Raw genomic sequence first — 13,226 nt, 5'->3', positions numbered from 1 at the left:
CCCGGATCACTCCGCCTCGGTGCGGAGCGTCTCCCTTTTGCACCAGGTTCCGGTGACGCCCGGAACCTCGGACTCGGTGACGTCCACCTCCTCCCCCATGGGCGAGATCTCCATTCCACCGGCACGGGTGACAATGAGAAACCCGCAGCACGGCAATCGGATTCGAGAGGTGTGGCCTGCGGCTTTCCCTCACAACCGAACATATCTCGCCCGGACGGATGTCGTCACCCTCTACCGCGTCATACCTCCATTCTGCTGAATTGGTCCTCTCATTACCTGCAACGACGCACGTTCTCAGTCAGTTCCGGTTTATTTCGAAAGCGTCCGGAGACGCCGCGACGACGGCCGCGCACATCCCGTCGATGATCCCGTCGGCGCTGTCCGCGCCCGCCGTGACCGGCGACCGTCCGGACCGCCGGCCCGCCCACTGTTGAGCTGGTCCGTCCCGCTGTTCCCCTCTCCCTTCCCACGTCTCCCCCCAGTACACGGACGCGGGCCCCGGAATACTCGATCCGACGTCCCGGTCGGGCGGCCCGGCCCACGACCGCGCCCGCACGGCACGCGCGGCCTCGGCCAGCGACGCCCCGGTCGTCATCAGGTCGTCGACCAGGACGACCCGGCCCGCCGAGAGCAGCCGGCCACAGCCCGGGGCCACCGTCAGCGCGCCCGCGAGATTGGCCAGCCGCTGCCGGGAGCCGAGCCCCGACTGATCGGCCACGTCCCGTCGCTGCCGCAGTGCGGGGAGCACTCGTGCGGGTACCCCCGCCCGCCGCAGCTCACCCGCCGCCGCGTACGCGATTCGCCGGGCGGGATCGTGCCCGCGCGCCCGCACCGCCCGCCGCGCGGAGGGCACGGGGACGAGCAGCACCGGGCGGCCGCCCGCACGCGGCGCACGGACCGCTCCCAGCCCTGCCCGCACCGCTCCCGCCAGCGCCTCGCCGAGCGGCCCGGAGAGGGCCAGGGCACCCCGCTCCTTGTGCGCCAGCAGCGTGGCGCGCACCTCGTCCGCGTACCGGGCCGCCGCGTGCACCGACGGCAGCCCGGCAGGCTCGGGCACCGGCCGCACCCGGCACGGCCCGGCCCCGCTCAGCTCCGTACGGCACCGGGCGCAGAGCACCGTACGAGGTCTGCCGCAGCCGCCGCACTCGGCCGGGAGCACCAGGTCGGTGAGGTCCTGCCACCAGTCCCGCATGGGACCACTGTGCCAACGCCCTCCGCACCCGGCCACCCCTGTGGACGACCCGGGGGACGGGCCCGGCCGGACCGGCTCACCCCGGATAGACCGGCGCGGTCCCCTCCGCCACCTTCTGCCACTGCGCCCCCGAGGGCAGCCGTACGATCCCGTCCACCGAGTAGGCCATCAGCGGCACCTGTTCGTCCTCGGAGGCGGTGACGGCCTTGACCCCGGTCAGGGCTGCGGGCGGCGGCACGTCCGGCGTGGAACCGTCGACCTCGACGTACTTCATCTGCTCCACGCCTCCCTGCTCGCGTCCGACCACCACGAGCCGGCTGTCCCCGGCCCAGGACATGGCCGTGACGTGCTCCAGCTCCGGCGTCGCGGAGCGCGGGTCCAGCACGGTGACCGCCGGCCGCTCGTCCGTCCCACCGCTCCGGTCGATCCGCCCGACCATCAGGGAACGCCGGTCGTCCTTCTCCACGACGAGCGCGATGCGCACCCCGTCCGCGGCCACCCGTACCGCCCGCACCCGGCCGTCCAGTCCCGGCGTCCGCACCTGGACCGGCTCGTCCTCGCCCTCCTCCAGGAGGTACAGCCGCGGGTCGGCGGGGTTGCTGTCGGCCACCCAGAGTCCGCCCTGCGCGTCCCAGCTGGGCGTGGTCAGCCTGTCCTCCTCGCTCTTGCCCGTGCTGCGCAGCACGGGCTCGCCGAGGGAACTCCCCGTCACCAGCGAGGAGACGAAAAGCGACCCGCCGTCGGCGGCGACCCCGGCCGCGGTCCGCTCGTCCCGGGCGACCGCCACCGACCGCAGCTCCTCCTCGCCCTCGCCCAGCGCCCCGGGCACCGGCGCGGGCTCGGTGTCGCTGCTGCCCGCGGCGAGCCGCACGAGCCGGTGGCCGTCGTCGACGAAGTACAGGTGGTCGGGCCGGTCCAGCGCGCCCCGGGTGGCCACGGTCTCGGCGCCCTCCTGGGCGAGCGAGCACAGCTGCCCGCCGTCGGCCCGCAGCTCCACCTCGTCCACGGCGGGGCTGAGCGTGCGCAGCGTGAACAGCAGCTGGGCCGCCATCTCCTCGCACCGGCCGGTGCCGACCTCGGCCGCCTTGTCGTTGAGCGGCACGGTCAGCCTGCCCCGATCGTCCGGGGTCAGCGGGCCGGCGCCCTTCCGCAACGCCGTCCCCGCGGGGAAGCCGGTCCTGACGGCGGGCTCCAGCCAGGTCGTGGGCCCTTCGATGAGGGAACGCACCATCTGGGTCGTGGGGTCCACGTGACTGCGCACGTAGACGGGGTCGGCGACCGTCATCGGCGGCGATCCCGCGTCGTCCGACGCGAAGTAGTACTTGTTGACGGACATGTAGTTGCGCTGGAAGTCCGACTTGCCCATGACGACGCCCTGCGGCACCGCGTCGATGCGCCACTGCTCGGTCTTGGCGTCCTTCGTGAGGTGCACCAGCTCGTCGTAGGACCCGGTGGCCGGCGCGTACGACTGCTGCGCGTCCACCGTGGCGACCTTGGTCCCGGTCAGCGTGTAGGACAGGGAGCCGGTGTCCCGCCGGTCCGGGCTGTCGGCCTGGGCACCCGGCCCGTTCGCCAGCACGGTGGTGGACAGCTCCGGCTTCCAGGTCTTCGCCGCCTCCCGGGTCAGGTACTGGCGCGCGGTCTTGTAGTCGGGGTCGTCACTGGTCAGCGCCTCCAGGAAGCCCTGCACGATCTGCGTGGGGGTGGCGTCCTCACTGGGCGGCATGGCGAACACCCGCACCTGCGCGTCCTGCCGCGGCGTCGACTCCACACCCCTCAGGTCCCCGCTGTCGGGCATCGAGGCGCACCCGGCCAGCAGAACGACCCCACCGGCGGCGTACGCCACCGCCCGCACCGGTGTCCCCCGGCCGCGTTCACCGCCGCCCACGCGAAGCCTCCCCGTCCCTGTCCGCATTCCGCGCCACCCTCCGACCGTCCTCGTCACCGGCCGCCCCGGCCCCGCGCTCCGGCTCCCGGCCGTGACCACCGGCCGTATCCGGCCCCGGGCCGTCGCCGCTCCCCGCGGCCGACGCCCCCGAGTCCCTGCCACCGCCGGCGTCCGGCTCCCGCACGGAGCCACCGTGCCCGGCCCACGCCTCCCGGCCCGCGACGTCGCCGCTCGCGGCGGAAACCTCCATGCCCCCGTCGCGTCCGTCGTCCGTCCGTCCTCCGGAACCGCCGCCGGTCTCCGGGAACCCGTCGCCGCCGTCCGCGGCCGTGCTCCGCGCCCCCGGGGTCGTCCGTGTGCCGCCCGTCCGTGCCGGTGGGGCGGGCCGGGCCACCACGCGTGCGCCGTTGCCGGGCAGCGCGGTGGGGTCGGCCGTCGGGGCTGCGGCCGCCGGCCGCAGCGCGAACGGATCCCGCGCCGGCCCGTCGGTACCCGCCTGCCGCGCCGACACCATCGCGTGCTTCCCGTCGTCCCCGTCGCCGCGCGGCGGACCGGCGGCGTCCGGTCCGCGGTCGCGCCGCGCGTCCTTGGGCTCCAGCGGTATCGGCGACCCCCTCAGCGGCTCGTCCGCGGTCCTGGGCAGCGTCAGCCGGAACTGCGAGCCGCCGCCCGGCTCGCCCCACGCCTGGAGCCAGCCGCCGTGCAGCCGCGCGTCCTCCAGGGCGATGGACAGCCCCAGCCCCGTACCGCCGGTGGTGCGCGCGCGTGCCGGGTCGGCCCGCCAGAAGCGGCTGAAGACCCGGGTCGCCTCTCCGGGCTTGAGCCCGACGCCGTAGTCGCGCACCGCCACCGCCACCGCCCCGCCGGCCGCGGCGAGCTTGACGACGACGTCCCTGCCCTCGCCGTGCTCCACCGCGTTGACGACCAGGTTGCGCAGCACCCGCTCCACGCGCCGCGCGTCGGCCTCGGCGACGACGGGCTGCTGGTCGCCGACGGTCCTGATCCGCGTGCCCTTGCGCTCGGCGAGCGGCTCCGCCCCGCTGACCACCCGCCGCACGACCTCGCGCAGGTCGATCGGCTCCGCCTCCAGCGCCGCCGCGCCCGCGTCGAACCGGCTGATCTCCAGCAGGTCCGCGAGCAGTGACTCGAACCGGTCGATCTGGTCGGCGAGCAGCTCCGCCGACCGCGCGGTCACCGGGTCGAAGTCCTCGCGCGCCTCGTGGATGACGTCCGCGGCCATCCGTACGGTCGTCAGCGGCGTCCGCAGCTCGTGCGACACGTCCGACACGAACCGGCGCTGCATCCGCGACAGGTCCTCGAGCTGGTTGATCTTCAGCTGGAGGTTCTGCGCCATCTTGTTGAACGCCTCGCCGAGCCGCGCGATGTCGTCCTCGCCGGTGACCTTCATCCGTTCCTGCAGCCGCCCGGCGGAGAGCCGCTCGGCGATCCCGGCCGCCATCCGCACCGGCGTGACGACCTGGCGCACCACGAGCCAGGCGATCGCCCCGAGGAGTACGACGACGAACAGCCCGGCGGTCGCCAAGGTGCCCTTGACCAGGCTCAGCGACTTCTCCTCCTGGGTGAGGGGGAAGAGGTAGTACAGCTGGTACGGGTCGCCGTTGGGGTCGTTGACCTGCTTGCCGATGACCAGGCCGGGCTGGGACTCCTTCTTGGTGCCGTAGACGATGCGCGTGTAGCTCTGGGCCGCCGACGCGCTGGTGTCGATCCTCTCCCGCAGCTCCGCCGGCACGCTCGCCGTCGGGTTGACCTCACCGGAGGCGCGCGGTCCGCGCCCGCTGCCGCTCTCGTAGCCCGCGGGCAGGGTCACCACGTCGAAGGCGCCCTGTCCACCGCTGGAGAGCGACTCCACCAGGTCGCTCATCCACTGGATGACGCTCTGTGAGGGACGGCCGTCCACCGCGGTGCCGTCGCCGCCCGTGACGCTCACGGCCTCCTCGGCCTGCTGCTTGGCCACCGCGAATCCGCCGGTGGCCTGGCTCTGCGACGCCTTCACCTTGGCGTCCAGCAGACCGTTGCGCACCTGGCCGATGACGACGAAGCCCAGCAGCAGGACCACGCCCAGCGACATCAGCAGCGTGGTGACGACGACCTTGAGCTGGATGTTGCGCCGCCACAGCCGCATGACGGGCAGCAGCGGCCGGCGCACCCAGCGCACGAACAACCGGATCACCGGACTGCCCTGGACCCCGCCCCGCAGCAGTCCGCTGTCGAGCAGGCGCCCCCAGCGGGAGCCCGGAGCCTTCCGGCCGACAGGCCGCCCCGGACGGCCCCCGGACCGGCCGGGCGCCGAAGCGGCACTGTCCCCGGGCACGTCAGCTCGGTCCTGCCTTGTATCCGACACCACGGACGGTCACCACGATCTCCGGCTTCTCCGGGTCCTTCTCGACCTTGGAGCGCAGCCGCTGCACGTGCACGTTCACCAGCCGGGTGTCCGCCGCGTGGCGGTAGCCCCAGACCTGTTCGAGGAGCACCTCGCGCGTGAACACCTGCCACGGTTTGCGGGCGAGCGCGACCAGCAGGTCGAACTCCAGCGGCGTCAGCGCGATCGACTGCCCGTCCCGCTTCACGGAGTGCCCGGCCACGTCGATCACCAGGTCACCGATGGCGAGCTGTTCCGGCGTCGGCTCCTCCGACCTGCGCAGCCGCGCCCGGATACGGGCCACCAGCTCCTTCGGCTTGAACGGCTTCACGATGTAGTCGTCGGCCCCGGACTCCAGGCCCACCACGACGTCGACGGTGTCGCTCTTCGCCGTGAGCATCACGATCGGCACCCCGGACTCCGCCCTGATCAGGCGGCACACCTCGATGCCGTCCCGGCCGGGCAGCATCAGGTCCAGGAGTACAAGATCGGGCTTGGCCTCACGGAAAGCGGCCAGCGCCTTGTCGCCGTCGGCTACGAAAGACGGCTCAAAACCTTCACCGCGCAGCACGATGCCGAGCATCTCGGCCAGTGCGCTGTCGTCGTCGACGACAAGGACTCGTCCCTTCATAAACGACATCATCCCATTAGCTCATCGTGACCTGGCGTGACCTGGCACACAGCGCGGCCAGAGCCCCGGCGGTCACGGGCGAAACGGCACCCTCTTCGGTGACGATCGCCGTCACCAGCTCCGGTGGCGTCACGTCGAACGCCGGGTTGTACGCCTGGGTCCCCAGGGGCGCCACCGGGATCCCCCCTCCCGCTTCCGTTCCGGCCACCGGCACCTGTGGTGCCGTGACCTCCGTCACCTCGTGCCCAGGACGCTGCTCGACCTCGATGGACGCCCCGTTCGGCGTCCCCGGGTCCACCGTCGTCACCGGTGCCACCACGATGAACGGCACATGGTGGTACCGCGCGAGCACCGCGAGCGGATAGCTCCCCACCTTGTTCGCCACCGATCCGTCGGCCGCGATGCGGTCCGCGCCGACGAGCACCGCGTCCACCTCGCCCGCCGCGAACAGCGATCCCGCCGCGTTGTCGGTGAGCAGGGTGTACGCCATGCCGCTGCGGGCCGCCTCGTACGCCGTCAGGCGAGCACCTTGCAGCAACGGACGCGTTTCGTCCACCCACAGGCGCCGAAGCCGTCCCGCCCGGTGCGCCGCCAGCGCCACCGCGAACGCCGTCCCCTCACCGCCGGACACCAGCGAACCGGTGTTGCAGTGCGTGAGGATCCGGTGCCGGCCGCCGGGCAGCAGCTCGTCGAGGAGCGCCAGCCCGTGCTCGGCCATCCGGGCACTGGCCTCGGCGTCCTCCCGGTGCAGCTGCCGTGCCGCGGCCAGCGCGGCCCCGGCCGCCTGCCGGGCGTCCCCGCCGCGGGCGAGGACGGCCCGGTGGGCGGAGTGCGCGCGGCGCACGCCGACGGCGAGGTTCACCGCGGTGGGCCGGGCGCTCTCCAGCGCCGACGCCGCGTCGTCCACGTCGTAGCCCCGTACGGCGGCGAGCGCGACGCCGTAGGCTCCCGCGATGCCCAGCAGAGGGGCACCGCGCACCGCGAGCGAGCGGATCGCCTCCACCAGCGCCGGCGCGTCCGTACAGACGAGTTCGACCTCCTCGGCAGGCAGCCTCGTCTGGTCGAGCAGGACCAGGACGGGACCTTCGGGTGGCTCTTCCCAGCGCAGTGCCGGAACATCGGTCGGCCGTGTGTTGTCGCCGCTGTGCGCGTACTGATCAGCCATGCCGCCAGTCTGCCCCCTGTCGCGCGGACAATTGAAGGTACGCAGCCCTCACCTCGGCAGGTCGGTCGGCGACCACCCCATGGCACGATGGCAGCCAAGCCGCCGCGACCGCGGACGGGCACCGTGAAGGAGCGACGATGAACGACACTCCGGGCTGGGCCTCGCCCGGATCCGCCCCGTCCGAAGGACAGGAGCCGGGTGCGTCCGGCCCTGCCGAGCCCGCCGACCGTCCAGGCCCCCAGCACGCCGCCGACCAGCCCCGGCAGCCCGGCCAGGCTCCCCGGGACCCGGGCGTGAAGTGGTCGAAGGAACAGCCACCACCCGGCCAGTGGTCCGCGCCCGCCGGCCCGGCCGGCCCCACGGGCCCCGGCCAGGCTCCCCCGCCCCCGCAGCCCGGCCCGGGCTGGGGCGCCCCGCCGCCCGGCGGTCACGGCGGCGGCCACACAGGCCCCGGCGGCTACGGCGGCTACAGCGGCTGGGGAGGCAACTGGGGCGGCGGCTGGGGAGGCCCCCCGCCCGCGGCCAAGCCCGGCGTCATCCCGCTCCGCCCGCTCGGCGTGGGCGAGATCCTCGACGGCGCCGTCTCCACCATGCGCACCCACTGGCGCACGGTCCTCGGCATCTCGCTGACCGTCGCCGTCCTCACCGAGATCGTCGTCGTGCTGCTCCAGGGCCTCGCCCTGGACACCTCCAGCACCGCGGTCCTCAACGACCCCAGCGCCACCCTCGGCGAACTGACCGACGCCATGGGCGACGCCCTGCTCAACTCCGGCGTGGTCTTCCTGGTCACCCTGATCGGCACCGTCGCCGCCACCGCCCTGCTCACGACCGTCACCAGCCGCGCGGTACTCGGCAAACCGGTCACCACCGGCGAGGCCTGGCGTGACGCCCGCCCGCAGATCGTCAAGCTGTTCGGCCTGATCTGTCTCCTGCTGCTCATCACCGTCGGCGTCATGGCCGTCGGCGCGCTGCCCGGCTTCCTCGTCACCCTCGCCGCGGGCAGCGACGCGGGCATCGCGCTCACCGTCCTGGGTCTGGTCGGCGCCACGGTCGTCACCCTGTGGCTCATGATCCGCCTGTCGCTGGCCTCGCCGACGCTGATGCTGGAGAAGCAGGGCATCGTGAAGGCGATGAGCCGCTCCGCCAAACTGGTGCGCGGCTCCTGGTGGCGGGTCTTCGGCATCCAGTTGCTCGCGACGATCATCGCGAACGTCGTCGCGTCGATCATCGTCATTCCGTTCACCTTCCTCGCCTCGGCCCTCAGCGGGGACGGCGTCACCGGCTTCCTCAACAGCGCCGGCGGCGACATCGGCTGGACGTTCCTCATCGTCAGCGGCATCGGCTCGGTCATCGGATCCATGATCACGTTCCCGATCACGGCCGGCGTCACCGTGCTCCTCTACGTCGACCAGCGCATCCGCCGCGAGGCCCTCGACCTCGAACTGGCCCGCGCCGCAGGCGTCCAGGGCTACGGCCCCGGCACCACCCCGGGGAGCTGATGGCGTGACCGTCACGGGGGGAGTTCTCACATCCGTACAGGCGCTGCCCGCGGCCGCCGGCACAGCCGTGCACCTGCTGCCGCGCGGCGGCGACGAGCCGCCCGTCACCCTCCCGCGCGACCCCGCGCGGGAGGCGGCCCGGCGTGAGCTGTCCAAGGGCATGTACCACGAGAACGATCCCAGCTGGTTCCAGCAGGGCCTCGACGCCTTCTGGGAATGGGTCGGCAAGCTGTTCGGCGCCGCCTCCACCGCGACGCCCGGCGGCGCACTCGGCCTGATCGTCGTCATCGTGGCCGTGATCGCCGTCCTGGGCGCCCTGTGGTGGCGCCTGGGCACCCCGCGCCGCGGGCCGACCTCGGCCCCCGCCCTGTTCGACGACCGTCCCCGCAGCGCCGCCGAACACCGCGCGGCCGCCGAGGCGCACGCCGCCCAGGGCCACTGGAACCAGGCCGTCCAGGAACGCATGCGGGCCGTCGTCCGCGCCCTGGAGGAACGCGCCCTGCTCGACCTCCGCCCCGGCCGCACCGCCGACGAGGCCGCCGCGGAGGCCGGCCGCGCCCTGCCCGCCCACGCCGCCCGGCTGCACACCGCCGCACGCGCCTTCGACGACGTCACATACGGCGGCCGGGCCGCCACGGAGCAGTCGTACCGCCGGCTCGCCGAACTCGACCACGACCTGGAACGCGCCACACCACAGCTCACGACCAGCGGCGGCAGCACCCACAGCACGGACACTGACACCCGCCGGGGAGCCGCCGGATGACGACCGAGGTCACGCTTCCGCCCACCTCGGCCTCGCCCACCGCACGCCAGGTGTGGACCCGCGCACGAGGCATCGCCCTGGCGCTGGTACTGCTGCTCGCGGCGGCCGTCGCCATCGCCGTGGTCCGCTCCGACGCCCGGCACGGCGAACTCGACCCGCGCTCCGCCGACCCCTACGGCAGCCGCGCCGTCGCCGAACTCCTCGCCGACCGCGGCGTGAACACCCGCGTGGTCACCACCCTCGACGAGGCCACCGCCGCGGCCGGCCCGGAAACGACCCTCCTGGTCGCCGTCCCCGACCTGCTGACCGCACCTCAGCAGTCCCGGCTGCGCTCCGCCACCGCCGGATCCGGCGGCCGCACCGTCCTGGTCTCCGCCGGCAGCGCCTCCGTCGAACGGCTCGCCCCCGGCGTCACCGCCGACCCGGCCACCAGTCTCGACTCCACCCTCTCCCCCGACTGCGACCTGCCCGCCGCCCGCCGCGCGGGCACCGCCGACCTGGGCGGCATCCGCTACACGACCACCCACCTCACCGCCGACGAGTGCTACCCCAGCGAGCGCCTCGCCACCCTGCTGCGCATCCCGGACCCCTCCGGCGACAGCGACGGCGACACCGTCCTCCTCGGCGCACCCGACATCCTCCTCAACGACCGCCTCGACGAGCACGGCAACGCCTCGCTCGCCCTCCAACTCCTCGGCTCCCACCCCCATCTGGTCTGGTACCTCCCCTCGCTCGCCGACGCCTCCGCCACCTCCGAGGAGGGCGAGCGCGGCTTCTTCGACCTGCTCCCCTCCGGCTGGCTGTGGGGCACCCTGCAACTCTTCATCGCGGCAGCCCTGGCCGCCCTGTGGCGGGCACGCCGGCTCGGCCCCCTGGTGCCCGAGAAACTCCCCGTGGCGATCCGCGCCTCCGAAACCGTCGAAGGCCGCGCCCGCCTCTACCGCAAGGCGAACGCCCGCGACCGCGCGGCCACCGCTCTTCGCTCCGCCACCCGCACGCGCCTCGCCCCCCTCGTAGGCATCCCCGTCTCCCAGGCACACGCGCCCGAGGCCCTGCTCCCCGCGCTGTCCACCCACCTCCGGGGCGACGGACAGTCCCTGCACACCCTCCTCTTCGGCCCGCCTCCGGGCGACGACGCCGCACTCATCCAGCTCGCCGACCACCTCGACGCCCTCGAAAGAGAGGTACGCCGTCCATGATGGACCCGACCACTGACAACGCCGCGCACACCGGGGACCCGGCCGCCGCCCGGGCCTCCCTGGAGGCCCTGCGCGCCGAGATCGCCAAGGCCGTGGTCGGCCAGGACCCCGCGGTGACCGGCCTCGTCGTCGCCCTGCTCTGCCGCGGCCATGTCCTCCTCGAAGGTGTTCCCGGCGTCGCCAAGACCCTCCTCGTCCGCGCCTTGGCCGCCGCCCTCGAACTCGACACTAAACGCGTCCAGTTCACCCCCGACCTGATGCCGAGCGACATCACCGGCTCCCTGGTCTACGACGCCCGCACCGCCGAGTTCTCCTTCCAGCCCGGCCCGGTCTTCACCAACCTCCTCCTCGCGGACGAGATCAACCGCACACCCCCGAAGACCCAGTCCTCCCTCCTGGAGGCCATGGAGGAACGCCAGGTCACGGTCGACGGCGCCCCCCGCCCCCTGCCCGACCCCTTCCTGGTCGCCGCGACCCAGAACCCGGTCGAGTACGAGGGCACCTACCCCCTCCCCGAAGCCCAGCTGGACCGCTTCCTCCTCAAACTGACCGTCCCCCTGCCCTCCCGCCAGGACGAGATCGACGTCCTCACCCGCCACACCCAGGGCTTCGACCCGCGCGACCTGAGCGCCGCCGGCGTACGTCCCGTCGCGAACGCCTCCGATCTGGAAGCCGCCCGCCGCGCGGTCGCCGAAATGGCGGTCTCCCCCGAGATCACCGCCTACGTCGTGGACATCTGCCGCGCCACCCGCGAGTCGCCGTCCCTCACCCTCGGCGTCTCCCCGCGCGGGGCCACCGCGCTCCTGTCCACCGCCCGCGCGTGGGCCTGGCTGACCGGCCGCGACTACGTCATCCCCGACGACGTGAAGGCCCTCGCCCTGCCCACGCTCCGCCACCGCGTCCAGCTCCGCCCGGAGGCCGAGATGGAAGGCGTGACGACCGACTCGGTCATCAACGCGATCCTCGCCCACGTCCCCGTCCCCCGTTGATGGCCCTCACCGGACGCGCCGCCCTGCTCGCGGCCCTCGGCTCCCTACCGGTCGGCATCTGGGAACCCGGCTGGACGGGCATCCTCGCCGTCAACGCCCCGCTGGCGGTGGCCTGCGCCTGCGACTTCGCCCTGGCCGCCCCCGTGCGCCGCCTCGGCCTGACCCGCTCCGGCGACACCTCGGTACGCCTGGGCGACACCGCCGACGTCACCCTGACGATCACCAACTCGTCCGGCCGTCCGCTGCGCGCCCGCGTCCGCGACGCCTGGCCCCCCAGCAGCTGGCGGCCCGGCACGGAGGTGACGGCTTCCCGTCACCGCCTGACGATCCCCCCGGGTGAACGCCGGCGCGTCACGACCCGCCTGCGCCCCACCCGCCGCGGCGACCGCCACGCCGACCGCGTCACCATCCGCTCCTACGGCCCCCTCGGCCTCTTCGCCCGCCAGGGCACCCACAAGGTCCCCTGGGCGGTACGCGTCCTCCCGCCCTTCACCAGCCGCAAACACCTGCCGTCCAAACTGGCCCGGCTGCGCGAGCTGGACGGCCGCACGAGCGTCCTGACCCGAGGTGAGGGGACGGAGTTCGACAGCCTGCGCGAGTACGTTCCCGGCGACGACACCCGCTCCATCGACTGGCGTGCCACCGCCCGCCAGTCCGCGGTCGCGGTACGCACCTGGCGTCCCGAGCGTGACCGTCACATCCTGCTGGTCCTCGACACCGGCCGCACTTCCGCGGGCCGTGTCGGTGACGCTCCCCGCCTGGACGCTTCCATGGACGCGGCCCTGCTCCTCGGGGCTCTCGCCTCCCGCGCCGGCGACCGTGTCGACCTCCTGGCCTACGACCGTCGCCTGCGCGCCCTCGTCCAGGGCCGTACGGCGGGCGACGTGCTTCCGTCTCTCGTCAACGCCATGGCCACCCTGGAACCCGAGCTCGTCGAAACCGACGCCCGGGGTCTGACGGCGACGGCACTCCGTACGGCGTCCCGTCGGTCATTGATCGTGCTGCTCACGACCCTGGACGCCGCTCCCATCGAGGAGGGTCTGCTGCCGGTTCTGGCCCAGCTGACCCAGCGCCACACGGTTGTCCTTGCCTCGGTGGCGGACCCGCACATCGCCAGGATGGCCAGGGCCCGCGGAAACACCGACGCGGTGTACGAGGCAGCGGCGGCAGCCCAGGCTCACACGGAACGCGAGCGCACCTCGGAGCAACTCCGCCGCCGTGGCGTCACGGTCGTGGACGCGACTCCGGAAGAATTGGCGCCGGCACTCGCGGACGCGTATCTGGCTTTGAAGGCGGCTGGACGTCTGTGATTCACAGGGGCGGCGGGTCGAGATTTCAAGGGTCCGCTGCCTCTTTTCGAGGGCCCGTTGCCCCTGAAACGCAGAAAGCCCCGCGCCGAAGGGCACGGGGCTTTCTATAAAGATTGTTCGGCGGCGTCCTACTCTCCCACAGGGTCCCCCCTGCAGTACCATCGGCGCTGTAAGGCTTAGCTTCCGGGTTCGGAATGTAACCGGGCGTTT

At 73.5% G+C, this 13,226-nt stretch carries 10 protein-coding genes and 1 rRNA gene; 5 read left to right on the top strand and 6 right to left on the bottom strand.

Going from position 1 to position 13,226, the window contains the following annotated elements; all coding sequences use genetic code 11:
* Positions 1–298: 298 nt before the first annotated feature.
* From ACH5AO_RS02825 to mtnA, 5 genes are all read right to left on the bottom strand, one after another.
* Positions 299–1,192: a ComF family protein gene (locus tag ACH5AO_RS02825; RefSeq protein ID WP_398921109.1), complete on the bottom strand. Its 894-nt coding sequence runs from the start codon at positions 1,190–1,192 to the stop codon at positions 299–301.
* A gap of 76 nt (positions 1,193–1,268) precedes the next feature.
* Positions 1,269–3,107 carry an LpqB family beta-propeller domain-containing protein gene (locus ACH5AO_RS02820; RefSeq protein WP_398921107.1) on the bottom strand — a complete coding sequence of 613 codons (1,839 nt, stop codon included), beginning with the start codon at positions 3,105–3,107 and terminating at the stop codon, positions 1,269–1,271.
* Complete coding sequence (mtrB, locus tag ACH5AO_RS02815; protein WP_398921105.1) at positions 3,067–5,412, bottom strand: MtrAB system histidine kinase MtrB; 2,346 nt, start codon at positions 5,410–5,412, stop codon at positions 3,067–3,069. The genes ACH5AO_RS02820 and mtrB overlap by 41 nt, the downstream gene beginning before the upstream one ends.
* 1 nt (position 5,413) lies before the next feature.
* Complete coding sequence (gene mtrA / locus ACH5AO_RS02810; RefSeq protein WP_199822190.1) at positions 5,414–6,103, bottom strand: two-component system response regulator MtrA; 690 nt, start codon at positions 6,101–6,103, stop codon at positions 5,414–5,416.
* 4 nt (positions 6,104–6,107) lie between these two features.
* Complete coding sequence (gene mtnA / locus ACH5AO_RS02805; RefSeq protein ID WP_398921103.1) at positions 6,108–7,256, bottom strand: S-methyl-5-thioribose-1-phosphate isomerase; 1,149 nt, start codon at positions 7,254–7,256, stop codon at positions 6,108–6,110.
* 137 nt (positions 7,257–7,393) lie between these two features.
* Here mtnA and ACH5AO_RS02800 point away from each other — a divergent pair, with 137 nt between their 5' ends.
* Genes ACH5AO_RS02800 through ACH5AO_RS02780 form a run of 5 tightly spaced genes read left to right on the top strand, consistent with a single transcriptional unit; the run spans position 7,394 to position 13,016 of the window.
* Positions 7,394–8,755: a glycerophosphoryl diester phosphodiesterase membrane domain-containing protein gene (locus tag ACH5AO_RS02800; protein WP_398921101.1), complete on the top strand. Its 1,362-nt coding sequence runs from the start codon at positions 7,394–7,396 to the stop codon at positions 8,753–8,755.
* Positions 8,756–8,759: 4 nt separating this feature from the next.
* Complete coding sequence (locus ACH5AO_RS02795; RefSeq protein WP_398921100.1) at positions 8,760–9,518, top strand: DUF4129 domain-containing protein; 759 nt, start codon at positions 8,760–8,762, stop codon at positions 9,516–9,518.
* On the top strand, positions 9,515–10,717 hold the full coding sequence (locus tag ACH5AO_RS02790) for a DUF4350 domain-containing protein (RefSeq protein WP_398921098.1): 1,203 nt from the start codon (positions 9,515–9,517) through the stop codon (positions 10,715–10,717). Before ACH5AO_RS02795 ends, ACH5AO_RS02790 begins: the two co-directional genes overlap by 4 nt.
* The gene (locus tag ACH5AO_RS02785; protein ID WP_398921096.1) at positions 10,717–11,706 is read left to right on the top strand and encodes an AAA family ATPase; all 990 of its coding nucleotides are present in this window, start codon (positions 10,717–10,719) and stop codon (positions 11,704–11,706) included. The genes ACH5AO_RS02790 and ACH5AO_RS02785 overlap by 1 nt, the downstream gene beginning before the upstream one ends.
* The gene (locus ACH5AO_RS02780) at positions 11,706–13,016 is read left to right on the top strand and encodes a DUF58 domain-containing protein (protein ID WP_398921094.1); all 1,311 of its coding nucleotides are present in this window, start codon (positions 11,706–11,708) and stop codon (positions 13,014–13,016) included. The genes ACH5AO_RS02785 and ACH5AO_RS02780 overlap by 1 nt, the downstream gene beginning before the upstream one ends.
* Positions 13,017–13,131: 115 nt before the next feature.
* On the opposite strand, the gene rrf is transcribed toward ACH5AO_RS02780, so the two are convergent.
* Positions 13,132–13,226, bottom strand: a 5S ribosomal RNA gene (gene rrf, locus ACH5AO_RS02775); the annotation flags it as partial.

Source organism: Streptomyces sp. NPDC018964 (assembly GCF_044390325.1).
In the GTDB taxonomy this organism is placed as follows: Bacteria; Actinomycetota; Actinomycetes; order Streptomycetales; family Streptomycetaceae; genus Streptomyces.
This window is presented reverse-complemented; position numbering and strand designations above follow the sequence as displayed.

Bases quoted from the DNA above. Each gene is read 5' to 3' on its own strand.
- ACH5AO_RS02820 (WP_398921107.1), bottom strand. From the start codon at position 3,107: ATGCGGACAGGGACGGGGAGGCTTCGCGTGGGCGGCGGTGAACGCGGC.
- ACH5AO_RS02800 (WP_398921101.1), top strand. From the start codon at position 7,394: ATGAACGACACTCCGGGCTGGGCCTCGCCCGGATCCGCCCCGTCCGAA.
- mtrA (WP_199822190.1), bottom strand. From the start codon at position 6,103: ATGATGTCGTTTATGAAGGGACGAGTCCTTGTCGTCGACGACGACAGC.
- ACH5AO_RS02780 (WP_398921094.1), top strand. From the start codon at position 11,706: ATGGCCCTCACCGGACGCGCCGCCCTGCTCGCGGCCCTCGGCTCCCTA.
- mtnA (WP_398921103.1), bottom strand. From the start codon at position 7,256: ATGGCTGATCAGTACGCGCACAGCGGCGACAACACACGGCCGACCGAT.
- ACH5AO_RS02825 (WP_398921109.1), bottom strand. From the start codon at position 1,192: ATGCGGGACTGGTGGCAGGACCTCACCGACCTGGTGCTCCCGGCCGAG.
- ACH5AO_RS02790 (WP_398921098.1), top strand. From the start codon at position 9,515: ATGACGACCGAGGTCACGCTTCCGCCCACCTCGGCCTCGCCCACCGCA.
- ACH5AO_RS02785 (WP_398921096.1), top strand. From the start codon at position 10,717: ATGGACCCGACCACTGACAACGCCGCGCACACCGGGGACCCGGCCGCC.